The sequence below is a fragment of the Paenalcaligenes niemegkensis genome (assembly GCF_022230885.1).
GTDB lineage: Bacteria > Pseudomonadota > Gammaproteobacteria > Burkholderiales > Burkholderiaceae_B > Paenalcaligenes > Paenalcaligenes niemegkensis.
The window spans coordinates 398,439-422,450 of sequence record NZ_JAKGCT010000005.1 but is presented as its reverse complement, the minus strand read 5'-3'; the positions used below and the strand labels follow the sequence as shown (position 1 = coordinate 422,450).

Genomic DNA, 24,012 nt, shown 5'->3' with positions numbered 1-24,012 from the left:
GGCCGCGTGCACCTGCCCGTTATAGCTAACTCTCAAAATAGGAAGCTATCAGGCTTCCACTTTGAAAATAATTAAGCAGGTTATTGACGGTAAGGTCGCCCATGGCTTGTCGTGTTTCATGGGTAGCGCTGCCGGCGTGCGGACTTAATACAACGTTTTCCAGCTCGTAAAATCGTGGATCTATATTGGGTTCGTTATGGAATACATCTAAGCCGGCTCCGGCGAGGATGCCTTGTTCCAGGGCGTTGAGAAGATCGGCTTCGTTGATTACGCTGCCTCTGGCGATGTTGATGAGGTAGCCGTTTTCGCCTAGCGTTTTAAGTATATGACGGTTGATGCTTTGCCTGGTGCTACTGGTTGCCGGCACGATAACGACGAGTATGTCACTCCAGCCGGCCAATTTTTCCAGGCTGTCCAGATGCAGATAGGGTAGCGAAGAGTTTGGGGTGCGCGTGTGATAGGCGATGGGCATTTTAAAAGCGCTGGCGCGTTGGGCGATTTCTTGCCCTATGCGGCCCATCCCGTAGAGGCCGAGGCGCTTTTTAGAACTTTGAGTGCGTAGTGGAGCGGCCGCTGCAGCCCATTTACCTTCGCGAACGTACCGATCACTCTGGCTGATGCGGCGAGTGATGTCGAGGATAAGCCCAAGCGTCAGGTCGGCGACGCAGTCGTTTAGGACGTTAGGAGTGTATCCGAGGTGTATGCCTTGTGCTTTCAGGTAATCAAGGTCAAGGGCATCGAGGCCGACTCCGAAGCTGCTAATGATTTCGAGCTTAGGGAGCTGATGTAGCAGGTCATTGCTGACTCCGACCGAGGCGGAGGTGACGAGGCCTTTGATGCTCGCAGCTATATTTTCCAGTTGGTGGGTATTCTGGCTGGGGTCGGGAATGTGGTGGACGTTTACAGCATGTTGCAGGCGATTGATCATGCCGGGTGTGGGCTCGGATCCCAGGTATAGAATGTTTGGTTTTTCTTGGGTCATGTCGTGAAGCTTCCGGTTTGAGTTTGCTTTTATGTAGCTTAGTAGATTGAGGAGTGCTGTGCACTGCCTTTGCTACTTTTTAACTCAACGATGTCATTTTTCGCTTTTATCGCATTGCCCCAATAATGCCGTCTCCTCGTCCCTCTTCGTGCTCGCTTGCGTTGAGCGGTGCTACGCACTGCCCTTGAACCGCGAGTCAAGCAGGCGTTCGCGAACTTGCGCTCCGCGCTTCGGACAGCGCTCACTTCTTTCCTGCTTGACTCGCGGTTCGCGGCGCTCCCCGAAGACGCTCGTCACGAAGAGGGACGAGGAGACTATGGATTAGAGACTTACTGTAGTTACGAAGCCTTGACTGCCAACACTGAGAGCTAATTTTGCTAAGCTAGCAGTGTCAGAGTTATTTTACTCAATAGCCCAGTTTCCACTGGCTGCCTTAAGGAGTTCGCATGAAATATGTACAGATCCCCATCTCTGATGGTCAAAGCATGAAAGCCTTGTCTGTCTCTACGACCGTACCCAATGCGCCGGGTATTGTGCTGGTGCAAGAAATTTTCGGTATTAATTCAGCCATGCAGACGTTGGCTAAAAAATGGGCTGAAAAAGGCTTTAATGTGCTGTGCCCGGATTTGTTCTGGCGGCAAGAGCCTGATCTACAGCTGGACCCGACCAAACAAGCACAGTTTGATCTAGGAGTTGAGTTAATGCAGGGCATGGACGATGCCGAGACAGTTGCCGATCTGGAAAGCACTCGTGCATTTTTAGCGAAACAGCTGGGACACGATAAGATCGCCGCAGTGGGCTATTGCATGGGTGGCAGGCTAGTGGTGCTGATGGCAGGTAATAGTCCTATTAAATGTGCGGTTAGCTATTACGGTGTGGGTTTGCAGAATTTGTTGCCCTCACTGACAAAAGACGCTGCCCCTACTTTGCTGCATATTGCTGAGCTGGATAGCTATGTACCCACTGATGTACGCAAGGTAATTACAGACGATGCCGATCAGCGCACGGACTGGGAGCATTATTTGTATCGTGATTGCGATCACGCCTTTGCGCGTCCTAACGGAACAAACTACGTCGAAGAAGCGGCCAACGAAGCCAACAAGCGTTCAGTGGGATTTTTAAATCGTTTTCTAGCCTAATTTAGCTATTAATTTAAAAAACGTTACCCAACGTTGAAGAACCAAGCATAAATCGAAGGGCTTTGCGCTGAGGCCTAAAGCCCTTTTTCAATACAGCACCGAGAAAAGTGCTACAGATTATGTAGAAGCTCAGCCATTTTTGTGAAAGCGATCATAGGTGGCCGAGGCGATCAACGCCAGCAATACCGGCACAAGCCAGCCTAGGCCAAGGTTGGCTCCGGGCATGCTAGCAATGGCCTCGGGCACCAAATAGCCAAAACCCGCGGCGGTCAGGCCGTCCATAACACCGAATATGGAAGCGACGCCCAGCGTGGGAATAAACACCCGTGACGGCCGACGCCACAGCGCAGACGCCAGGCTCAATGCAACTAATGCAATAGCTACCGGATAGATCGCGGACAACACTGGCACAGACACCGCAATAAGCTGCTCTAGCCCCATGTTTGCAACAACCGTACTGAACAAACTGACAGCGACAACCACACTGCGATAGGACATTGGCAAGAGCTTGCTGAAATAGTCGCCGCAAGCAGACACCAGGCCGGCTGCTGTGGTCAGGCAGGCCAGGGTAATGACAATAGCCAGCAGAGCGCTTCCCATAGGTCCAAAAATGTAGTGGACAAAAGCGCTAAGAATAGGCGCGCCAGTCGACGCATCGGGTGCCAGAACACCGCTGTTGGCACCCAGCAGAATCAGCGACAAGTAAACCAGCGCCAAGCCCACGGCTGCAATGATCGCAGCAACGATGGCGTAGCGGGTCAATAGCCTGGCCTCTGAAATACCCCGGCTACGGATGGCATTGATGATGACAATGCCGAAAACCAGCGCGCCAAGCGCATCCATCGTTTGATAACCCTGGATAAAGCCTTGCGAGAGAGGCGCTTCCAGGTACAGGCCTGTAGGTTCACCAATCACACCTGCAGGCATGAAAACTGCCGCAGTTGCCAGCACGATCAAAGCGAGGATGAGCACAGGAGTGATTATCTTGCCAACGGTATCGATCATCCGACCCGGAAACAGGGCGATCAGCATCACGGCCGTAAAATACACAACGGTATACGCCACTTGTGCCACACCGCCAGCGCCAATAAAGGGCACCAAACCCACTTCGAAGGAAACCGTAGCGGTACGCGGCGTGGCAAAAAGGGGCCGATGCACAGGTATACGAGCACTCCCAGCAAGGTGCCCGCCCCTTTGCCTAGCGGTGTAGTCAAGGCAGGCATGCCGCCGCCGACACGTGCCAGCGCCACGACCGTCAGTAATGGCAAGCCGACGCCCGTCAGCAGAAAGCCCACCGCCGAATACCATAGCTGATTGCCCGACAACTGTCCGACCATGGGAGGAAAGATGATGTTGCCCGCTCCCAGAAAAAGGGCGAACGTCATGAAGCCCAAGGCGATCAAGTCTCGGGTATTAAGGGTACTGGTCATAAGGAACCGATAGATTAGCTGTGGAAGAGCGTAGGCTCCGCATATGCAATCATACAGGACAGGGCTTGAGCCTGATCAGGTATATGCGGCAAACCACGTGCATAGGCATGGTCCCTCCGTCTCATTTCCTCACTGAGAAGAGCCTACATACTCACAGTCTCCTCGTCCTTTTCCGCACTCGCTTAGCGTTGAGCGGTGCTGCGCACTACCCTTGAACGGCGCGCAAAGCAGGCGTTCGCGAACTTGCGCTGCGCGCTTCGGACAGCGCTCACTTTTCCCTGCTTCGCGCGCCGTTCGCGGCGCTCCCCGATGCGCTCATGCGGAAAAGGACGAGGAGACTGCAACACTGAGACACTCCCCGCATCACCGGCAAAAGGGCTGAGCGGATGACCGCCCCGGGAAAAACACCGTAAAGAATCAGACAAAAAGGTAATTCCGCTCACTCCAGGGTAAGTGATTCACAGGGCTGGCTTTCTATACTTTGCCCATAAGTATTAGACGCATCCGTGTAGTACGTCAGAAGCAGACCACATAGCACCGACCGCACATCCAGGCTTTGTAAAAAAACTGCTCAAACGTCACTTAGCAAAATAAACCGCACGGAATACATAGCAAAAAATGGAAGGTACCTAAGCAAAAGCCAATCTTGACGCCCTGCGTCCAAGAAAAAAGCCAGGTGCCGTTCCGGAGACCGGTATGTCAACCCCCATAAGTAGCACGAACACGGAAGACCGCCCTTTTGTCGGCCGCTCCATAGCACGTCATGAAGATACCGCACTGCTGACCGGACGCGGCAGTTTTGCCGACGACCTCGCCGTAAAGCCAGGTACATTACATGCTGCCGTGCTGCGCTCTGGACACTCTCATGCACACCTCCGAAACCTCAATGTTAGTGCAGCCGAGCAACTTCCCGGCGTGCGGGCCGTATTGACCCCGGACGACGTAAAAGCGTGGTCCAAACCCTTTATCTCTGGCGTCAAACAACCCGTCGAGCTCTGGTCTCTGGCCGTGAATACAGTGCGTTACGTAGGCGAACCTATTGCCGTCGTGATCGCTGAAAGCCGATATATCGCTGAAGACGCCATTGAACTGATCGAAGTTGATTACGAGCCCCTTGCAGCGGTAACCAGCATTGATAATGCTATTGCCCCCGAGGCACCCATACTGCATGAAGCAGTAGGCACAAACGTGCTGCATGATCGTGACTTTTGCTATGGTGAACCCGGACGTGCCTTTGAGGAAGCACAAAACCAGCTGGAACTGACGATTCATTATCCTCGCAACTCATGCACGCCTATTGAATGCGGCGTGGTGATTGCAGAGCATCTGTCCGGTAACGAAGGCTACGACGTAACGTCGAACTTCATGGGCCCGTTTTCGATGCATGCCGTAATGGCAATGGCCCTGAAAGTACCAGGAAACCGCTTGCGTCACCGCAGTCCACGAGACTCGGGCGGCAGCTTTGGCGTTAAGCAAAGTGTGTTCACCGCCGTCGTACTGATGTGCCTGGCCTCTCGCAAAGCCGGTGGCGCGCCCGTGAAATGGGTGGAAGACCGTCTTGAACACTTAAGCGCAGCGACCTCTGCAACCGCACGCAAAACCACAATTCGGGCCGCCTTCGACAACGCTGGCCGTATTGACGCTCTGGATTTAGACCAGCTCGATGATGTGGGCGCTTACTTGCGTGCCCCCGAGCCAGCAACATTTTATAGAATGCACGGCTGCTTGACCGGGCCTTACCAGATTCGGAACTTAAAGGTACGTAACAGGGTCGTTGTGACCAACAAGACCCCCACTGGTCTGGTGCGCGGTTTTGGCGGACCGCAGGTGTATTTCGCCCTTGAACGCATGGTTCAGCGTATCGCCAGACATCTGAATCTGGATCCTTTGGAAATTTACCGGCGTAATTTCATACAGGCGGATCAATTCCCCTATTCTGCCGCAGCCGGCGCTTTGCTGGATTCCGGAAACTATCCCCTGGCACTGGAAAAAGCCTGTCAGGAAGGCGGGTTGGACGAACTGATTAAACGACGCGACAAAGCGCGCGCCGAAGGACGTTTGTACGGCATCGGCTATGCTGCGATCGTCGAGCCTTCTATTTCTAATATGGGCTATATCACGGCAGCCCTAAGCCCCGAACAACGAGCTAAGGCTGGTCCAAAGAATGGCGCCATCGCCGCAGCCACTATCAACATCGACCTGCTGGGCGGCGTGACCGTAATCATTGCTTCCGCACCCGCAGGCCAGGGGCACATTACTGTCTGTGCGCAGGTAGTGGCTGACGTGCTGGGCATACAGCCCGATGATATTAATGTCGGCGTTGACCTGGACACCAACAAAGACGCCTGGTCGGTAGCGTCGGGGAATTACTCAAGCCGCTTTGCCGGAGCTGTAGCGGGCACAGTCCACCTTGCCGCAAACAAAATAAAAGCCAAACTGGCCCGTATTGCAGCCCACCAACTCGCTTGTGCTGAAAGCGATATCGTCTTTAAGAACAACATGGTTTACGCAGTCAGCAATCCAGACCAGACACTCCCTTTTTCACGTCTGGCCAGCAGTGGTCATTGGGCGCCAGGCGAATTGCCCGAGCAGGAAGAACTGGGTATGCGTGTGACCGAGTTCTGGTCACCCGAAACCTTAACCGCACCTACTGAAGATGACCGCGTCAATACCTCTGCCGCCTATGGCTTCGCCTTTGATATTTGCGGCCTGGAGATTGATGCAAGCAGCGGTGCCGTTCGTATTGACCGTTACATCACCGCTCACGATGCAGGCACGCTACTGCATCCGGGCATGGCCGACGGGCAAATACGCGGTGCCTTCGCCCAGGGGCTGGGCGCGGCATTAATGGAAGAGTTTAGGTACGGAGGCGACGGCGGATTTCAATCGGGCACCTTTGCTGACTATCTGGTGCCCACCGCTGTCGAAATTCCCGATCCGGTAATTGTGCATCTGGAGACGCCCAGCCCCTTCACCCCATTGGGAGCCAAGGGCTTGGGTGAAGGCAACAACATGAGCACACCGGTATGCGTGGCGAATGCGGTGGCGGATGCGCTGTCGAGCATCCGCGATATACACGATATACGCTTGCCTTTAACGCCCAACAAAGTGCTGGAGCTGATCGGTTTTGACGACCCCGCTCCTAGCGCTCACATTAAGCATGTAGCTCCGACACCGAATAAGAAAGGCGGTGGTCAGGCATTGACGGCCTCAGGCAGTACGCAAATACCGGCTTCGCCGGAAGCGGTATTCGACGTCCTGATGGATCCTGTGGCGCTCGCCAAAGTGATTCCCGGCTGTGAGCAGCTAAGTCCCGCAGGACCAAATGCCTATCACGCTGACGTCACAATCAGCATTGGCCTGATCAAAGCTCGCTATCAAGCCAATATTGCCCTGAGCGATATCGTCCGCCCTCATTCACTGCGCCTGTCCGGCGAAGGTAAGTCTTCCCTTGGAGGGGCCAAAGGCTCGGGCGAGATCACCCTGACCGGGAACGAAGGCGGCACGCTGATGCAGTATCAGTACAGCGCCGAAGTCAACGGAAAGGTCGCTGCCGTAGGCGGACGAATGCTGGAGGGCGCTGCCAAAATCGTGCTGGGCCAACTTTTTGAACAGCTAGGCCGTCAGGCTTCAGGACAAAGCCTCAAGACCGAGCGCTCGTTTATACAGAAGCTGCTGGCCTTCTTGGGGATAAAACGATGAAACCTGCTGCCTTTGAGTATAGACGAGTGAGTTCTGTAGCTGAAGCCTGTCAATGTCTGGCTAGCGAAGGAGAAAACGCCCGTATTTTAGCGGGAGGCCAGTCATTGGTAACCGTACTGAATATGCGTCTGGCGCAGCCAAAAATTCTACTGGATATTTCAGGCTGTGCAGAGCTGTCGTACATTCGTGCGGAAAAATCGTACCTGGCCGTGGGCGCAAGTACAACCCAATCACAATTGCAGCAATGGAATGGCCTGGCCGCTACCCACCCGCTCTTGCACGAGACGCTGCCCTTCATCTCTCATTTCCAGATTCGCAATCGTGGCACCGTGGCAGGCTCGATTGCCCATGCCGACCCCAGTGCCGAATTACCGCTATGCCTGGCAACGCTCGGTGGAGAGGTGATCTTGCAGTCTCACAAAGCAAAACGTGCTCTGCCTGCCTCTGAGTTTTTACTTGGAATGCTGACTACCGCCAAGCGCAACGACGAGTTAGTGACTGAAGTGCGCTTCCCCCACAAAAAGCCGGCCATGCCTATGCCTTTGATGAATTCTCCATGCGCAGGGGAGATTTCGCAATTGTCGCCTGCGCGGTTGAACTTAACGCCGATGAGATTCGGCTCGGCATTGGCGGCGTCGCGGACCGGCCTGTGATATCGCAGTGGAAACCGGACAGCGACGAGTCCATAAAAACCCATATTAACGACCTCGCCTGGTCGCTGGAAGCCCAGGACGATCAGCACGCCACAGCAGCCTATCGCCGCCATCTGGTTCGGCACCTGGCCTGGAGCACGATTCAGACTGCGCGCCAACGCTTAAGCCAGGAGGCCTGAACTCATGACAAACAAGTACAAATTGCACCGTGTCTCGCTGCAGCTCAATGATCAGCCCCGGGTGGCCCATATCGAAAGCCGCACGCTGCTGTCTGATTTTTTACGTCACGACCTGGGCGCTACCGGCACGCATGTGGGCTGTGAACACGGTGTGTGCGGCGCCTGCACGGTACTGATCGACGGGGTCGCAACGCGCTCCTGTCTGTGCCTGGCTGTGCAGGTTGACGGAGCTTTGGTGCAAACCGTTGAAGGTCTCGCCGATGAGCATGGCGTACTCAACGAGCTGCAAGCGGCTTTCAAGAAACATCATGCCTTGCAATGTGGGTTCTGCACTGCTGGCATCTTAATGTCCTGCATGCATTTTCTACAGCTCTATCCCCAGCCTAGTGAGGCCGAAGTCAGAGACATGCTTTCCGGGCATCTCTGCCGTTGCACCGGCTACACCCCCATTGTTCAGGCCATTTTAGAAGTCGCCCATAAAGCAGGCTCCTTACGCCACACCGACGGCTCGGTTTCGCCCAAGGGAGCCCTTGTTTCTTGAAGCGGCACAGCAATAAAAAAACGAAAACTCTGGAGAGCAACAATGCTTGATTTAGGAAGTACGTACTTACAAAGCGTGGAACGCAACCCCAACGCGTTGGCGATTACAGCTAATAACGTACGCATGAACTACGCACAATGGTTCGAAAAAATCAAATCGGTAGCGGGTGGGCTTGAGACCATGGGCCTCAAGCACGGGGACCCCGTAGCGATTGTGTGCCAAAACCGCTGGGAAATGGCGACCTTGCACTGGGCTTGTCAGTTTTTAGGCCTCATCGTTACGCCATTGAACTGGCGCTCTAAACCGGACGAGCTGGATTATTGCCTGGAGGACTCCGGCGCCAAGGCACTGGTTTACGACGGCTCCGCCTACGAAGCCGTTGAGGCCTCGCTAGTCGCTCAAACCTTGCGCCGAATCAGCATTGACGAAGACATCAACGAAACCACCTATTTCTCATCGTTATTGGCAGCTACCCCTATAGATGGAAACCCCCGAGCCTCAGCTGACGACTTCTCGCTGATGCTGTATACCTCGGGAACTACTGGCAAGCCCAAAGGTGTTCCGCGCCGTCATCGTCACGAGCGTGCTGCCGCCCTGGCCCATGTTGCCCAGAATCTGTATGGCACCGGCGAGTGCACCTTGGGCGTGATGCCTCTCTATCACACCATGGGCGTGAGATCGCTACTGGCTATGGCTTTGGTCGATGGATGCTTTGTTTGCATGCCAAGATTCGATGTGGCTGGAGCACTGTCGCTAATTGCCGCCGAGAAAGTCAGCAATCTGTATTTAGTGCCAACGCTTTATCACGACTTGCTTGCCCACCCAGACTTTGCTGCGACAGATCTTAGCTCGGTCACCAAGCTGGGCTTTGCTGGTGCCCCCATGCCCGAGTCGTTATTACGGCGTCTGGAGGAAGCCTTCAAACCTGAACTGTTTGTTAATCATTATGGCAGTTCAGAGGTCTACACCATGTCCATCAGCCAGAACGCCAGACTTAAAGCAGGATCGTCGGGACGTGCGGGTATCAACTGCCGTCTGCGCGTGGTCAAGCTGGGCAGCACCAACCCCGATGATCGCGTCGTGCCAATGGAAGAAGGACAAATCATTGCTGACCTAAAAGGTGACGAGTCGTTTGAAGGCTACTGGAATCGTCCCGATGCCAATGCCAGGTCGTTGCATCAAGGGTGGTACTTCACGGGCGATACCGGCTATTTCGATGCAGACGGTGACTTGTTTGTCAGTGGTCGCGTCGACGACATGATCATCAGCGGCGGAGAAAACATATCGCCCGTGGATATTGAATCAGTTTTGTCCCTGCACCCTTGCGTCGACGAGGTTGCCGTTGCCGGTCTGGCTGATGATCGCTGGGGGCAGCGCGTAGTGGCCTTTATAAAACGAAAAAGTGAAGTAACCGCCGACGAACTCGACGGCTATTGCCGTAGCACTGACCTGGCAAATTTCAAGCGTCCGCGCGACTACGTATTCGTGAGTGAGATTCCTAAGTCTCCGGTAGGCAAGATACTACGCCGCAAATTGGTTTCAGGCGAATACCTGCTTGATGCCCAGCCTAGCCCTGCCATGGGCATCAACTAATACATTTTAAAACAAAGGAATAAAGACATGAGCGCCCTAACTCACCCGGCCCACACTTTATTGAATGAACTGGATGGTTTTCGTGTTGAAATCGACGAAAAACAGCAACGTGCCGATATTATTCTTGGCCGCCCTCCCTTCAATATCATTTCCATGCCACAGCGTGAACAATTGCGCCTGGTCTTTGAATCGCTGGATCATGACGACCGCGTACGCGTAATCGTATTGCGTGCTGAAGGCGAACATTTTTCAAGCGGCGGCGACATCCGTGGCTTTCTGGAAGCGTCTCCTGAGCACGTATCCAGACTCGCGTGGAACATTGCTGCTCCCGAGCGCTGCTCAAAGCCAGTCATCGCCGCCAATCGTGGTTATTGCTTTGGTGTGGGCTTTGAGATTTCACTGGCCTGCGACTTTCGCATCGTGACCGAAACCACACGGTACGCACTGCCGGAACAAAAGCTGGGTCAGATCCCGGGTTCAGGTGGTTCTGCCCGCCTGCAAAGCATGGTGGGTATTGGGCGCACCAAAGACATCGTCATGCGTTCACGCCGTATCCCAGGCAAACAGGCTTACGACTGGGGCATCGCCCTTGAGTGTGTCGGCGATGCAGACCTTGAGCCTGCCACCGATAAATTGGTTGCCGAACTGGTGGAGTTTTCTCCACTCGCACAACGCACTGCCAAAAAGCTGCTCAATGACAGTGAAGACTGCTCACTAAGCGCTGCAATCGAGCTGGAAGGCCATTGTTACAGCCGCCTGCGTAGCTCGGACGATTTCCGGGAAGGGGTAGAAGCCTTTCACGACAAGCGTAAAGCGGTATTCGTTGGCCAGTAATTTCAGAAGGAGCGGGTTCCGCTCCCCTTAATGACAAAAAAAACAATCTCGTGGAGACGTGTCAATGCAAGCTAATCAACTGGGTGGCACAAGTAGTACACCCGAAATAACCCATGCTTCAGTTCCGCCTCGCAAAGCTTTTTTGCTGGCCTTGCCTCAACCTTTGGCTGGGCACTGGACCTTTTTGACCTGTTTATTCTTTTGTACGTGGCCCCTATTATTGGGCGCCTGTTTTTCCCGTCAGACCAGCCCACGCTATCTTTGGCTGCAGTCTATGCCTCATTCGCCGTAGCACTATTGGTGCGCCCTGTAGGCTCGGCAATATTTGGAAGCTACGCCGATAAGCATGGCCGCAAGCGCGCCCTGCTGATTGCCATGGTTGGTGTAGGCTTAGCCACTGCTGCCTTTGGCCTGCTGCCTACTATTCACCAAGTGGGTATAGTGGCGCCAATCCTGTTTATACTTCTTCGAATTGTCCAAGGTATTTTTGTAGGGGGCATTGTTGCCTCTACGCATACCATTGGTACCGAATCGATCTCGCCTAAACACCGCGGTTTAATGTCGGGTCTGATCGGAAGTGGTGGTGCTGGCATGGGTGCGCTCATGGCTTCATTTGCTTACTTCGTGCTGTCACGCATTTACCCCGGTGAGGCCTTCGACGAGTTCGGCTGGCGTGTGATGTTCTTTAGCGGCCTGATCAGTACTTTCTTCGGTTTGATCATGTACCGCTTAATTGACGAAACACCTGCATTCCGTCAAATGCAGGCTGACCGTCTGAAGCAAGGCGCATCCGCTAAACCCGCCAAACCGCTGCGTACCTTGTTCTTTGGCGAGTATCGCAACAACATGCTGCTAAACCTGCTGATCACCTTTGGCGGCGGTGCAACTTACTACATCACGGCAGGCTATCTTCCGACATTGCTTGACATGGTCGCCGGAGTCAGCCATGAAAACGCCTCCACTGTGCTGATCCTCAGCTCAGTTGGAACCATCGTAGGTGCGCTTGTATTTGGTGGCCTTAGCGACAAGATTGGCAGAAAGAAAACCTTCCTGCTGCTTGGTGTGCTGTGCCTGTTCGGATTGCCTACGCTGTTTACCCGGATTCAGCCCGGCCTTGAGCTCAGCACCATCACCATGATCACCTGCGGAATATCCGTATTGGGCGGCGGCATTATTGCCCCTGTGCTGATTTTTCTGAACGAACGATTCCCGACTGTATTGCGGGCCAGCGGTACCGGCTTGTCATGGAACATAGGCTTCGCATTAGGTGGAATGATGCCTACCGTTGTGTCGCTGGTGAGCAGCACCCCTGCTGATATTCCATACGTACTGGCCATCAGTTCGGCATGTTTAGCTGCCGTTTATTTAGTGGGTGCCTTGGTTACGCCTGAAACCCAAGGAAACTTCAAATAAAGCTATAACGCTATCCTGCCGTGGCTCACGGCAGGATTTTTCAGATATTCTCAGGTAATATCAGTAGTTGAAATCTCAACAACAAAAACAATAAAAACAGAGAAACAGGAATTTATACACAGCAGCAATTCAGAGCAAAAGGTTTGCTACATGTCGACCGCGTTAAAAATATTTCAAGGCAAGTTTGGCCGTGTGTCATTGCTCGACATGAGCAAACCGCTGGTTGTACATGCCCACCATCATTGCCATGCCCTGATCAAGGTAAGTGGGGTGGACAGCTATTTTTCAGTCAAAGGTAAAAATCAGCCTTTAACCGATGACAGCGTGGTGCTGGTTAACGCGTGGGAGCCTCATGCCTACGTACACACTCCCAGTGGTGAAGGCCGATGCATTTTGCTTGCGCTCTATCTTGAAACCGCTTGGTTAGGCGATATTCTTCAGGCCTTGACGGTTAGCAGCCACCCTCATTTTTTCCCAAGCCATGCACCCTATTGCCGCCCGCGGCCAGACTGCTAACTGATTCTCTGGCAGCGGAAATGATGATTTCCGACGACATTCCCTCAGAAACCCTGGAAAGCCGTATTTTTGATTTATTCATGGCTACGGTTGAGCATAATTCTGAATTGAAAAACTTTAACTCTTTGCTATATAGCCTGCGCTCGCGCCCTACTGATCCACGTATACGCCGAGCCATCACCTACATGCAAAACAACGTATCAAATGGCCTGGATCTTGATCACCTGGCAGTACAGTGCGGCCTGTCCAGGGCCCATTTCTTTGAACTTTTCAAACGTAACACCAACCTGACCCCAGCCGTATATGCAAACGTGCTCCGGGTCGAAAGCGCAATCAAATCCTTAAGCACTCATCACCATCCCATCAGCGACATTTCGTACGACATCGGCTTTTCAGCGCCTGGTCATTTCACCCGCTTCTTCAGGCAGCACCTGGGTATCACCCCCAGCGAATTTCGGCGTGCCGTCGATGTGTTTGAACAGAACGAAGTCTTTATTTAAACAGCGAGTCCATTCATGGATAACATCGACCTTCTTGTCATTAAGCAACTTCAGCGGTGGCGTGCCCTGAAAGAGCCTGCTGCCCTGATCACGGTAATTCAAACATGGGGCTCATCGCCCAGGCCCGAGGGCTCGATCATGGCGCTGAATGCTTCCGGCGTAGTGATAGGTTCAGTCTCTGGCGGCTGCATTGAAGATGATTTAATTCACAAATTGGTGCATAGCGGCGATACGTCGTGGCATTCGACCACAGGGACACAAAGCCTGAAATATGGGATCAGCGCCGATGAAGCGCATCGCTTTGGCTTGCCCTGCGGCGGTACGCTGGAACTGCTTATTGAGTTCAATCCCGACGCCGGACAATTGACTTCTTTACTAGAGGCTCTGGAGGCAGGCAAGCTCATGCTAAGAACGGTACAGCAGCCTGATGGTGCCGTTACCTTGTCGAGTGCCAAAGAACCAGCTCCGCTGACAGTAAGCCAGAACGCCATCACAGCCTGTTTTGGGCCCGCCTACAGAATGCTGATTATCGGGGCTGGAGCCCTGGGCGAGTATCTTGCGACGATGGCGTTGTTTAATGGCTTTAAAGTCACCGTCTGCGACCCTCGTATTGAGCACAGCAGCACCTGGTCAGTGAAAGGGGTAGAGCTTGTCAGCACTATGCCAGACGATACCGTAGCGGCATTTAAAGCAGATGCGCGTACCTGTATTGTTACCTTGACGCACGACCCGAAGCTCGATGATCTCGCCTTACTCGAAGCGCTTGATACGTCGGCTTTTTACATTGGTGCGATTGGCTCAAGACGTAATAATCAGGCGCGCCGAGAGCGCCTGCTCGAATACTTTGACCAGAGCGCCGAAAGTCTGGCTCGTTTGCGGGGCCCGGTAGGTATTTATATTGGCAGTAAGACTCCGCCAGAAATTGCGGTGAGTATTATGGCTGAAATTATTGCTGTTAAAAACAAGGTGGCTCTAAACACAACCATGAATGTGGCTGAAGCTAAGGATCAGTACGATTTGGTTCTGGGTTAACGCATAATATGGCAGCTATTGTTGGCATTCTTTTGGCCGCGGGTGTCGGTAAGCGCTTTGACAGCAGCGGAAGGTGCTTCAAACTGGTCCAGGCTGTTGATTGCGAAAATACCGTTATTGAACGTAGCGCCTGCAATTTGCGGCAACATTGTGATCAGATGATTATTGTTCACGGGCCGCGTTCTGCTGAAAGCTGGCAGGCGACGCAGCACCTTGATGCGTTGCAGCTTAGTTGTACACAGGCGCATCTTGGAATGGGTGCCAGTTTGAAATGTGCGATCGCGGCCATGCCCCCCTTCTGCGGGCTGGATCCTTGCCTTGGCAGACATGCCTTATATAAAGCCTCAAAGCTATCAACAACTGGTTGAGGCGCTTAAAGGCAATGGTTTACTGGCGCGGCCGTTGTTTCAGCAACGTCCAGGACATCCAGTGGCATTTCATCGCGATTTGGCTGACGATTTACTGCAATTGCCCGATAACCTGGGTGCACAGCCGCTGTTTCAGCGTTATCGTGAGCAGGCCCTGTGGATAAATAGCGAGGATGCTGGAACGGTTATGGATATTGATGTGCCTAGTGATTTGCGGTTTTCAACGCTAATTTAACGGTATTTTCGCGGTGTCATTTGCCTTTGCAGGATTAAAAATCCTGAAGGGCGAATAAGCCCAGCTATTACATAGCATCAACACGTTGCGGCTCTCCCTGAGCCTAAGCCCCCACAACAACGACACTCAAAACGCGATTCGCACCGAAGCCGCACTGCGATCGGCCTCGCCGTGAAAAACGGCTTCGATATTGTTGCCATCCGGATCCAGGACAAAGGCCGCGTAATAACCAGGATGGTAAGAACGTTCGCCTGGTGCGCCGTTATCTCTTCCGCCATGAGCCAATGCTGCTTGGTAGAAAGCATCCACCATCGCCCGATCTTGCGCCTGGAAAGCCAGGTGATGGCGGCCAGTCAGCTCGCCTTGCACCTCGTCGCTATCTGAAGTCGATATGAACAGTTCATCTGCCCAAAAGTTGCTCTCGTCGGAACCCCCCATAGGAATCTTCAGTGCGCCGAAGACAGCGCTGTAGAAGTTCTTGCTGACAGCCAGATCCCGAACGACCAGCCCAATGTGATCAATCAAACGGCCTCGATGCAGTACCTTTTTCTCCATGTCATGCTCCTGATAATTGGGGCCAGAGTGATTAAAACTTTAGCACAGCGCCCATCAAAATCACCTTTATCATGGCGAAAATCACCATCGTTTCGTCAAACACTTACGAGAACCCAACACCCTCAGTCCCCTCGGCCCTCTGCGTGCGAGCGCATCGGGGAGCGCCGCGAACGGTGAGGAAAGCAGGAAAAAGTGAGCGCTGTCCGAAGCGCGCAGCGCGAGTTCGCGAACGCCTGCTTTCCTCACCGTTCAAGGGTAGTGCGCAGCACCGCTCAACGCTAAGCTCGCACGCAGAGGGCCGAGGGGACGGCTCCACTGATGTTGCAGCCAGAACTTCACATGATAAGATGCAAAGGTTTGAACAAATCCATTCAAACCTGACTGAGGACGGCCTCGGTTTGGCAAAACGACAAAGGGACGGCCCTACACTTCTGATGGAGACATCATGGCTGACCTTCATATCCTCGTTCACCCAAACACGAGAGAGTTCCAATGAAAAACCCCGGACTGCAGCAAATTATCCCGCCCCTCACCCGGCTCAGACTGCTGGGCTCATGGCTGGTCGTAGGGCTATTCATACTCTTCGGCGCAAAATGGCTGGGCGAACCACTCAGCACAACAACGGCAGTCGTCGTCTTCATTGTCCTCTTTGTTACCATCCTGACAGCATCATTTGGTGTCGTGCGGGAAGCCGACCACCTGGCGCATCAACTAGGCGAGCCCTATGGCACCCTGATTCTTACACTATCGATCGTCCTGATCGAAGTGATCCTGATCGTATCCGTGCTGCTTGGGCCCGGTGAGTTCCCAACCATCGGACGGGACTCCATTTTTGCCGTAATGATGATCATTCTGAATCTGGTAATGGGCCTCTGCCTGATTGCCGGCTCGGCTCGCCATGGCGACCAGGAATTCAATGCCCAAGGCGCAGTCGCCTACCTCTCGATGATCATCCTGCTCACCAGCATCGCACTGGTGCTGCCAAATTACACAAGCATCGCAGGAGAGTTCTCGGCGACGCAGGCAATTGGCATCTCGATACTGACCACGCTGCTGTACGGTATTTTCCTGTGGATGCAGATGCGCAGCCATCGTCGGTACTTCATCCAGCCACCGGCAGGAAACCATGACGATCAACACCAGTACGGATACCCTAGGGCAGGAACAAAACGTCGGCACTTCCGCATCCGACTCACCCTCTACGCGTGCCCTGGTGATTCGCTCCTGCGTACTGCTGGCCCTGATTCTTCCTATCGTGCTGCTTGCCCACGACCTCGCTATCGTCACCGACTACGGCATCGCTGCCTCCGGCGCACCCATCGCAGTGGGTGGAGTGCTCATTGCCATCATCGTATTTACGCCTGAGTCGATCACGGCGGTTAAAGCGGCGATGAACAATGAAATGCAGCGGGCCGTCAACCTGTGCCTGGGCGCCTTCGTATCCACCGCTGGCCTGACCGTTCCGGCAGTTCTGATCATCGGCCTGATCACCGGCAAACAGGTGGTCATGGGCATCTCCAACGCAGATACAACCCTTTTCATCATCACCGCAGCCGTGAGCATGCTGACTTTTAATGGACAACGTACCTCACCGATTCAAGGATACCTGCACCTAACCGTATTTGCCGTGTTTGGTCTGCTGCTGTTCTACCCATAAACCGGTCATTTACGCACTAGCCTCCGTTTGAACATTTGATACTTTTCAGCCTGATGCCGTTTTGTGGTTATTGGAATTAGCACCCTAAGTCCCCTCGCCCCTCTGCGTGCGAGCGCATCGGGGAGCGCCGCGAACGTTGAGGAAAGCAGGAAAAAAGTGAGCGCTGTTCGAAGCGCGCAGCGCAAGTTCGCGAACGCCTGCTTTCCTCGACGTTCAAGGGCAGTGCGAAGCACCGCTCAACGCCAAGCTCACACGCAGAGGGACGAGGGGACTTCAGCACTGACCCAAAAGCAGCCCAAAAGCCTCCGCTACGTCACCTCCCGCAACACCATCAACCGCTTCGTCCGCCGCATAGCATAAGCCCCCACCAGTGAGCCCAGACTTAAGGAAAGAAACGCCGCTCCCCAGCCCAGATTTCTTACCAGCACCGGCACCAGCCAAATAATCGGCACCGTTAACAAATAGCCCAATGCCACCTGAATAGTAAGCACCGAACCCACATACTCGCCCTGGGCCACCTCAGTTAACAAGGCCGAAAACTGTGCGGAATCGGCAACAATGGTGATCCCCCATACCAGGGCAAGGAAAAACACCAGTAAAGGGTAAGCGTTCAGAAAACCAATGCTGGCGGCCATTAAACCAGACACGACCAATGCCCAAAAGGCCGTGCTGGCGCGCCCGAACCGGTCACTGGTCAGGCCGGCTAATACGCAACCCACGCCGCCAACGGCAATCACCACGAAAGTGGCTGATGAAGCCAGTATCCCACTGTTGGCAATAGCGGCCTTATCAAGCACAAACTGAAAAAACACGGCAAACCACGCCCACATGGCGTAAAGCTCCCACATATGCCCCAAATACCCGACGGTTACCCAAGCCACGGCCGGATTCCGGAAGGCACGCATCGCTGCGGCCAGATTGAAGGGGTAGCTGGGATAGGGATAAGGCCCCTCGGAAATAAACAGCGCCACGATCACGCCACCTGCCAGCGCAAAGATCGAGGTGCAGACGATCACGACCTCCCAGGCCAGACCGCCCAAGGCATTCACCAGATGGGGAGTTGCGGTACCTATGGTAATAGCAGCGATCAGCGTGCCCAGGGCGACCCCTCGCTGCTTCAAGAACCAGGTGGCGGTAAGCTTCATGGCAGGGGGATACACGATGGCCAGGAAAAAGCCCGTGAATAGCCGGGCAACAATGACCAGCCCTGCGCTGTCGAGCCACAATACCGACAAATTGATGGCCGCTACCAGCAGCGAACCCGACAGTATCAGCGTTCGTCCGGTGAAGCGGTCTGCGCAACCGAAAAAGGCCGAGCATAAAGCGCCGGCCACAAAACCAAGCTGGACTGAGATAGTGAGCCAGACGCGCCCACTATCGCTAAGACCCAGATGCTCGGTTAGCTGCAGCACTACTGCCGTCGCTGAAAACCAGGTTGTCATAACCAGCATAATGGCAAGCGCCATTAAACCCAGTACTTTCCAGCGACGGCTATCAGGCTGCATATTAGGGAATTAATCCTTTAAGCTCTGCGGTGTAAGTTGTGGCTTTACCTTCAAGGCAGACCTCGCCTTTTTGATTGCTAATCACGGTTTTCAAAACGCAAATGGGTTTATCGGGCCGAACTTCCAGTATTTCTACGGTAGCGGTGATTGTGTCATCTAAATACACTGGTTTGGAAAAATTCCAGTCCACGTTTAAAAACACACTGCCCGGCCCGGGTAATTGCTCAGCCACAACGGCGTTAAGCAAACCACTGGTTACGCCACCCTGTACGATCACGCCACCAAAGCGAGAGGCTTTAGCTAGCTCAGGGTTCGTGTGCAAAGGCTGACGATCTCCGGTTAGGGCGCTAAACAGTTCAATATCCGACTGTTGCATCGTCTTGACCGCTTCAGCTTTCTGCCCTACCTCAGGCATGCCATGTAAGGTGGCTGTCCACCCATTAACTGCATCGCTCATGAACCTCTCCTTTCTAGTAATACGGCAAACCCTTGTCCACCGCCCCCGCACATCGCGGCTATCCCAAATCGTTTTTTGTTGCGCTCCAAAGCACGAGCCAATGTCAACAGCAAGCGAAAACCGCTGCCTCCCAAGGGATGCCCAATGGCAATCGCCCCACCGTTGACGTTCACCTTATCCAGCGGAAGACTCAGTTTGCGTGCACTGGCCAGGGCCACCGACGCAAAGGCTTCGTTGATTTCAAACAAATCAATGTCGTCGACGCTAAGCCCGGTCTTCTTTAATACAGCAGAAATAGCATCGGCAGGACGAAGGTGCAGACTGGTGTCCGGGCCAGCCGTCTGTGCCGTCTCGACGACATAGGCAAGCGGAGTTCGCTCATGGCGTCGGGCATACTCAGCCGACGCCACCACCCCAATGGCGGCACCGTCACTCATTTGTGATGAATTCCCGGCGGTCAAGCTGCCGTCAGTGGAGAAAGCGGGTTTCAAGCGCTGCAGCCCTTCGAGACTGCTATTTCTCCTGACACCCTCATCGCTTTCCAGCTCGTAAACCTCGGGATTCAGGTAAATTTCGTCACCGAAAAACCCGCTGTCTTGCGCAGCCGCTGCACGCTGATGCGATTGCAGCGCAAAGGCGTCCTGATCATCGCGGCTGATATTCAGTTTGGCATTCAGCTCGTCAGACAAGGGGCCCATGCCCGCGTCTTGAATGCCGCACCACAGGCCGTCGCTTTGCGTGGTATCAATCAGGTTAACGGGTTTTAGCCCGGCAACACCCTCACGCAAAACGGCGGCATGACGTCCGCGACTCATCGAATCGCCACCGCCCACGACATAAAGCTCGCCCTCGCCGCACTGAATACGCCGCTTGGCATCAGCCACCGATGCCAATCCCGCCAGGCATACGTTGTTAAGCGTGATTGCTGGCACGCTAAGACTGACGCCGCCCTCCGCGGCTGCCAGACGAGCGGGATTCTGTCCCAGTCCGCCCTGTAACACCTGGCCCAGAATTACACCATCGCAGTGCTCTACGTCAGGATTGCGGCCGATCAAGGCCTTAATCAATGCGGCATTCAGTGTGCGGCTTTCAATGGGTGCCAAGGCCCCTTTGAAGCGGCCAAAGGGGGTCCGTAAACCGTCTAGCAAGACGACATCATTGTTCATGCTGCGCCTCCGTTCTGTTAGTGTCACGTAAATTAAAAACCGGCAGCAAAAAATCATTCTGCTGCTTCCAGGCCAACTCCACGAGCGCCCCGACCGGGACCCGGTGGCCTTCAGGGCCATACACATTGCTTAATAAGCGAACGCCTTCCTCAAGATCGATCAGCGCTACGTAATAAGGCGTTTCTGCCTGAAATGAAGGATGCCCGGCACGATGGACTTCCACAATAGACGCTACCTTGCCGCGCCCCGCGCTTTCAAAGGTCGTCAGATCTTCGTTCCAGCAATGAGGACAATGGCGTCGAGGATAAAAAATCGTCGCCTGACACGCCGTGCACCGCTGCAACTCAAGCACCTGCTCAGCGGCCCTGGCCCAGAAAGACGCGGTCACCGGGGTAACGGTAGGATTAGGTTTGGCTAGGATTTTCGTCATGGCTCAAGCCTCCCGATGTAGAACCAGCGCCGTGGCTTCGCTAAGGGTGGCGCCGTTTCCGGTCACCAGCCCCCACGCCGCGTTTGGTACTTGACGGCCTTCAGCCTGCTGCCGAAGTTGCCGCACTGTTTCAACAATATGCGACATACCTCCCGCGAGATCGGCCTGGCCAAAGGAGAGCTGCCCCCGTGTGTATTAATAGGCAAATCGCCATTCCATCGGGTGTCGTGCTCGGCCAGCCAGGGCCCGCCCTGCCCCGGAGCACAAAAGCCCGCATCTTCGAGCGTGATGGGCAACATAATGCTGTAGCAATCGTAAAGTGACAACGTGTCCATTTTTGTACGGTCCACTCCAGCCTGCTTGAAGGCTCCGGAAATCGCCGCCTTTAATGGCCCGCTGGTGAGTGATGGAGCCTGAGACATGGCCCGGTGCGTGATTTTCTCACCGGCGCCGGCAATGCGAATGATGGCGTCAGACCTTTCCCGTGCCTGTTTCGCGCTGGTCACAATAAAGGCTGCGCCGCCCGCACATGGCATCACGATGTCGAAAAGCCTGAAAGGACTGACTACCATCGGAGACGCCAGCACTTCCTCGACGGTGATCCGGCGATCACGGAAAAAGCATCCGGATGCTGTTGCGCATTATCGCGCTGCATGACCACGGCCCTGGCCAGTTGCTCGGAAGTGGTTCCGTATTCGTGCATATGCCGTGCAGCCAGCAAGGCATAGCTGATGTTGGCACCCGAGGCTCCGAAAGGCACGTCGAACTCGCGAATGGGGTTACGATTCGGCGATCGGGGCTGGGTTTCTTCACGTGTATTAGCGAGTACACACAACGCCGTCGTACACATGCCTGCAGAAATTGCGGCAGCAGCGCGCCATGCCATACCAATGGCGGTGGCCCCTCCGAGGTCAACCAGACTTGCCACTGCAGGCTGAATACCCAGATATTCGGCAACCGTCGCCGGCACATGCTGAGGGGTTTCCCCACCTGCACGCCCACGAACAAGCCATCGATAGCACCGGGTTCCATCTGAGCGTCGCGCAACGCCGCAATCGACACTTTCGCAATTAAGCCCAGTGTGGTTTCGTCCACCGATTGGCGACGTGGCGCCAATTCGGCTACTCCAACAATGGCGGCGTCGATACTCATGTCCTGGCCTCGTTGCTTAACTGCTCTTCCACACTGCTTTTAATGGAGTCCAGCGCATTGGGATTCGACAGCGAACCCACATTGGTGACCGCTTTGCCCATCAATTTCTGCAACACGGCTTTTTCGACTTTCTTCCCGCTTAGCGTGTAGGGAATGTCTTCAACGGCAACAATACGACGGGGCACATGGCGCGGCGATCCCTTGTGACGCAGCTCATGCACAATGCGCTTGCGCAGATTCTCGTCAAGGGTGGCAGAGCCCGCACACACCACAAAAAGCCAGATCTCCATATCGCCCTGCACGGGGTAGCCCACCACCAGCGAATCCTGAATTTCTTCCATTCCTTCAAGAATACGGTAGATCTCGCCTGTGCCGATACGAACGCCACCCGGCTTCAAGGTGGTGTCGGTACGCCCCGAAATCACCACACCGCCACTGGGGCGAATCTCGGCCAGGTCGCCGTGGACCCAAATTCCCGGAATCTCGGCAAAATACTCGTCGTAGAAACGCGCGTCACCGTTTTCACCCCAAAAGGTCAAAGGCATCGAAGGGAAAGGCTCGGTACACACGAGGTCCCCTTTTTTACCGACCACGCTGACCTTGCGATCATCCAGCACTTGTACAGCCATACCCAAGGCAGGCCCCTGGATCTCGCCGGCGCGCACAGGGCGTGAGGGGTTGCCCATCACAAAACACCCCAGAATTTCGGTACCGCCAGAAATCGAGGCCACGCATAAGTCATCATTAACGTGGTTGTAGATCCAGGCAAAGTTCTCCGGGGTTAAGGGCGCGCCTGCCGACATCACCATGCGCAGCGAGTCAAAGCCATGCGTTTTGGACGGCGAACGACCGGCCTCTTCAAGCAACGCCAGGTATTTGGGACTGGTGCCAAAATGGCTCACGTTCAGGGTAGAAGTCTGCTCCCAAAGAATGTCGTAATTCAAGCCGGACGCGGTTTTAGGAATAGCCGCACCGTCATACAAGACGATGGATGCGCCCGACGCCATGGAAAGCACCAGCCAGTGATACATCATCCATGCAGTATTGGTGTAGTACAGCATGCGATCGCCTGCCCGCACATCGCAATGCAGGGCATGTTCTTTTTTAAGATTAATTAAAATCCCACCGCTACGGTGCACAATGCATTTAGGCAGGCCCGTGGTGCCTGAGGTGTACACAATAAAAGCAGGATGGTCGAATGGGAAGCGCTCGAACGAAGGTTCAAGCGCCTCATTTTCCAGCATCTGAGCATAGTTGTGCACTGGCAGGCCACTCAGGCTTTCAGGAGCATTCCCCACAATAATCAAGGACTCGACGCTAGGTGTAATCGCCAGCACATCGGCGATTTTTGCCAACGTATCGTGCTGCACGCCGTTATACAAATAGTCAGAGCAGGCAATAAACAGTTTGGGCGTGACCTGCCCAAAACGATCGGTAATACCGGTTACCCCGAACTCAGGCGAGCATGACGACCAGATAGCGCCCAGCGACGTCACCGCCAGCATGGACACCAGGGCTTCGACCTTGTTTGGCAGCAATCCCACCACGCGATCTTGAGGGCTAATGCCTAAATTTTTGAGGCTGGCCTGCAACTGCGCCACTTGCCGGCGAATTTGCGAGCGCGTGTACGAAGCCTGCACCCCGTACTCATTGGTTTCTATGACCAATACCTCATCAGCCTCTCCGGCCAGCATATTTTCGGCCAGATTTAGCTTCATGCCGTTAAAGAAACGTGCCTCGGCCATGGACGAACCTGCCTCCACGGCCTGCTTCCAGCTACCTTCGTAGATCAGCCCCGAGAACTCAATGAAGTTCTCCCAGAAGGCCGGCATTTCCGCAATAGAGTATCGGTGCAGGTCGCTATAACTTTGCGAGGGCACATTAACCCGTTCGGCAAACTTGTGAATCTGCGTGCCTGTGATTTGATCGGCCGTGGGTGTCCACAGAATCGGTGCTTGATTATCGTTATGCAT

At 54.3% G+C, this 24,012-nt stretch carries 22 protein-coding genes and 3 pseudogenes; 13 read left to right on the top strand and 12 right to left on the bottom strand.

Annotation, left to right across the window (positions count from 1 at the left end; translation table 11 throughout):
• Nucleotides 1-25: 25 nt before the first annotated feature.
• Entirely contained in the window at nucleotides 26-982 is a 957-nt protein-coding gene (locus L1889_RS17705) for a 2-hydroxyacid dehydrogenase (RefSeq protein WP_238666326.1), read from the bottom strand.
• Nucleotides 983-1,428: 446 nt separating this feature from the next.
• On the opposite strand from L1889_RS17705, the gene L1889_RS17700 reads away from it, so the two are divergent.
• Nucleotides 1,429-2,121, top strand: coding sequence for a dienelactone hydrolase family protein (locus L1889_RS17700; protein ID WP_238666325.1), 693 nt, complete (start codon nucleotides 1,429-1,431; stop codon nucleotides 2,119-2,121).
• Between the two features lie 129 nt (nucleotides 2,122-2,250).
• Here L1889_RS17700 and brnQ read toward each other — a convergent pair whose 3' ends face one another.
• The 3 genes from brnQ to L1889_RS17690 form a co-directional block, all read right to left on the bottom strand.
• Entirely contained in the window at nucleotides 2,251-3,219 is a 969-nt protein-coding gene (brnQ, locus tag L1889_RS17695; protein WP_308217707.1) for a branched-chain amino acid transport system II carrier protein, read from the bottom strand.
• The gene (locus tag L1889_RS18960) at nucleotides 3,153-3,551 is read right to left on the bottom strand and encodes a branched-chain amino acid transport system II carrier protein (protein WP_308217703.1); all 399 of its coding nucleotides are present in this window, start codon (nucleotides 3,549-3,551) and stop codon (nucleotides 3,153-3,155) included. The genes brnQ and L1889_RS18960 overlap by 67 nt, the downstream gene beginning before the upstream one ends.
• Nucleotides 3,552-3,733: 182 nt before the next feature.
• Nucleotides 3,734-3,976 carry a hypothetical protein gene (locus L1889_RS17690; RefSeq protein ID WP_238666324.1) on the bottom strand — a complete coding sequence of 81 codons (243 nt, stop codon included), beginning with the start codon at nucleotides 3,974-3,976 and terminating at the stop codon, nucleotides 3,734-3,736.
• A gap of 271 nt (nucleotides 3,977-4,247) precedes the next feature.
• Here L1889_RS17690 and L1889_RS17685 point away from each other — a divergent pair, with 271 nt between their 5' ends.
• The 11 genes and pseudogenes from L1889_RS17685 to L1889_RS18630 all read left to right on the top strand — a co-directional run bounded on the left by L1889_RS17685 (nucleotide 4,248) and on the right by L1889_RS18630 (nucleotide 15,117).
• Nucleotides 4,248-7,253 (top strand): xanthine dehydrogenase family protein molybdopterin-binding subunit, encoded by a 3,006-nt coding sequence (locus L1889_RS17685; RefSeq protein ID WP_238666323.1) that lies wholly within the window; start codon nucleotides 4,248-4,250, stop codon nucleotides 7,251-7,253.
• Nucleotides 7,250-8,085: pseudogene (locus L1889_RS17680) on the top strand (FAD binding domain-containing protein). The gene L1889_RS17685 and the pseudogene L1889_RS17680 overlap by 4 nt, the downstream one beginning before the upstream one ends.
• Nucleotides 8,086-8,089: 4 nt before the next feature.
• Nucleotides 8,090-8,626 carry a (2Fe-2S)-binding protein gene (locus tag L1889_RS17675; protein ID WP_238666322.1) on the top strand — a complete coding sequence of 179 codons (537 nt, stop codon included), beginning with the start codon at nucleotides 8,090-8,092 and terminating at the stop codon, nucleotides 8,624-8,626.
• 42 nt (nucleotides 8,627-8,668) lie between these two features.
• On the top strand, nucleotides 8,669-10,219 hold the full coding sequence (locus L1889_RS17670; protein ID WP_238666321.1) for an AMP-binding protein: 1,551 nt from the start codon (nucleotides 8,669-8,671) through the stop codon (nucleotides 10,217-10,219).
• 27 nt (nucleotides 10,220-10,246) lie between these two features.
• Complete coding sequence (locus L1889_RS17665; protein ID WP_238666320.1) at nucleotides 10,247-11,053, top strand: enoyl-CoA hydratase/isomerase family protein; 807 nt, start codon at nucleotides 10,247-10,249, stop codon at nucleotides 11,051-11,053.
• Nucleotides 11,054-11,260: 207 nt separating this feature from the next.
• Nucleotides 11,261-12,466: an MFS transporter gene (locus L1889_RS17660; protein ID WP_238666319.1), complete on the top strand. Its 1,206-nt coding sequence runs from the start codon at nucleotides 11,261-11,263 to the stop codon at nucleotides 12,464-12,466.
• Nucleotides 12,467-12,616: 150 nt separating this feature from the next.
• The gene (locus tag L1889_RS17655; RefSeq protein ID WP_238666318.1) at nucleotides 12,617-12,982 is read left to right on the top strand and encodes an AraC family ligand binding domain-containing protein; all 366 of its coding nucleotides are present in this window, start codon (nucleotides 12,617-12,619) and stop codon (nucleotides 12,980-12,982) included.
• 20 nt (nucleotides 12,983-13,002) lie between these two features.
• Nucleotides 13,003-13,482, top strand: a complete 480-nt coding sequence (locus L1889_RS17650; protein WP_238666317.1) for a helix-turn-helix domain-containing protein — start codon at nucleotides 13,003-13,005, stop codon at nucleotides 13,480-13,482.
• A 15-nt stretch (nucleotides 13,483-13,497) separates the two neighbouring features.
• Entirely contained in the window at nucleotides 13,498-14,514 is a 1,017-nt protein-coding gene (locus tag L1889_RS17645) for an XdhC family protein (protein ID WP_238666316.1), read from the top strand.
• 8 nt (nucleotides 14,515-14,522) lie between these two features.
• Nucleotides 14,523-14,882 carry an NTP transferase domain-containing protein gene (locus L1889_RS19345; RefSeq protein WP_372871884.1) on the top strand — a complete coding sequence of 120 codons (360 nt, stop codon included), beginning with the start codon at nucleotides 14,523-14,525 and terminating at the stop codon, nucleotides 14,880-14,882.
• Complete coding sequence (locus tag L1889_RS18630; protein WP_308217702.1) at nucleotides 14,788-15,117, top strand: nucleotidyltransferase family protein; 330 nt, start codon at nucleotides 14,788-14,790, stop codon at nucleotides 15,115-15,117. Before L1889_RS19345 ends, L1889_RS18630 begins: the two co-directional genes overlap by 95 nt.
• A 126-nt stretch (nucleotides 15,118-15,243) precedes the next feature.
• Here the strand turns inward: L1889_RS18630 and L1889_RS17635 are convergent, their stop codons facing one another.
• The gene (locus L1889_RS17635; RefSeq protein WP_238666315.1) at nucleotides 15,244-15,672 is read right to left on the bottom strand and encodes a VOC family protein; all 429 of its coding nucleotides are present in this window, start codon (nucleotides 15,670-15,672) and stop codon (nucleotides 15,244-15,246) included.
• A 492-nt stretch (nucleotides 15,673-16,164) separates the two neighbouring features.
• Between L1889_RS17635 and L1889_RS17630 the strand changes: the two are divergent.
• Nucleotides 16,165-17,329 (top strand): annotated as a pseudogene (locus L1889_RS17630) (calcium:cation antiporter).
• Nucleotides 17,330-17,637: 308 nt separating this feature from the next.
• On the opposite strand, the gene L1889_RS17625 reads toward L1889_RS17630, so the two are convergent.
• The 7 genes and pseudogenes from L1889_RS17625 to L1889_RS17595 all read right to left on the bottom strand — a co-directional run bounded on the left by L1889_RS17625 (nucleotide 17,638) and on the right by L1889_RS17595 (nucleotide 24,012).
• Nucleotides 17,638-18,834 carry an MFS transporter gene (locus L1889_RS17625; RefSeq protein ID WP_238666314.1) on the bottom strand — a complete coding sequence of 399 codons (1,197 nt, stop codon included), beginning with the start codon at nucleotides 18,832-18,834 and terminating at the stop codon, nucleotides 17,638-17,640.
• Between the two features lies 1 nt (nucleotide 18,835).
• A complete protein-coding gene (locus L1889_RS17620) occupies nucleotides 18,836-19,291 on the bottom strand; it encodes a MaoC family dehydratase (RefSeq protein WP_238666313.1) in 456 nt (151 codons plus the stop codon).
• On the bottom strand, nucleotides 19,288-20,457 hold the full coding sequence (locus L1889_RS17615) for a thiolase family protein (RefSeq protein ID WP_238666312.1): 1,170 nt from the start codon (nucleotides 20,455-20,457) through the stop codon (nucleotides 19,288-19,290). Before L1889_RS17615 ends, L1889_RS17620 begins: the two co-directional genes overlap by 4 nt.
• Complete coding sequence (locus tag L1889_RS17610; protein ID WP_238666311.1) at nucleotides 20,447-20,887, bottom strand: Zn-ribbon domain-containing OB-fold protein; 441 nt, start codon at nucleotides 20,885-20,887, stop codon at nucleotides 20,447-20,449. Before L1889_RS17610 ends, L1889_RS17615 begins: the two co-directional genes overlap by 11 nt.
• Nucleotides 20,888-20,890: 3 nt before the next feature.
• Nucleotides 20,891-21,309, bottom strand: a pseudogene (locus tag L1889_RS17605) (thiolase C-terminal domain-containing protein).
• A 143-nt stretch (nucleotides 21,310-21,452) separates the two neighbouring features.
• Entirely contained in the window at nucleotides 21,453-21,857 is a 405-nt protein-coding gene (locus L1889_RS17600; protein ID WP_238666309.1) for a beta-ketoacyl-[acyl-carrier-protein] synthase family protein, read from the bottom strand.
• 178 nt (nucleotides 21,858-22,035) lie between these two features.
• Nucleotides 22,036-24,012: an acetoacetate--CoA ligase gene (locus L1889_RS17595; RefSeq protein ID WP_238666308.1), complete on the bottom strand. Its 1,977-nt coding sequence runs from the start codon at nucleotides 24,010-24,012 to the stop codon at nucleotides 22,036-22,038.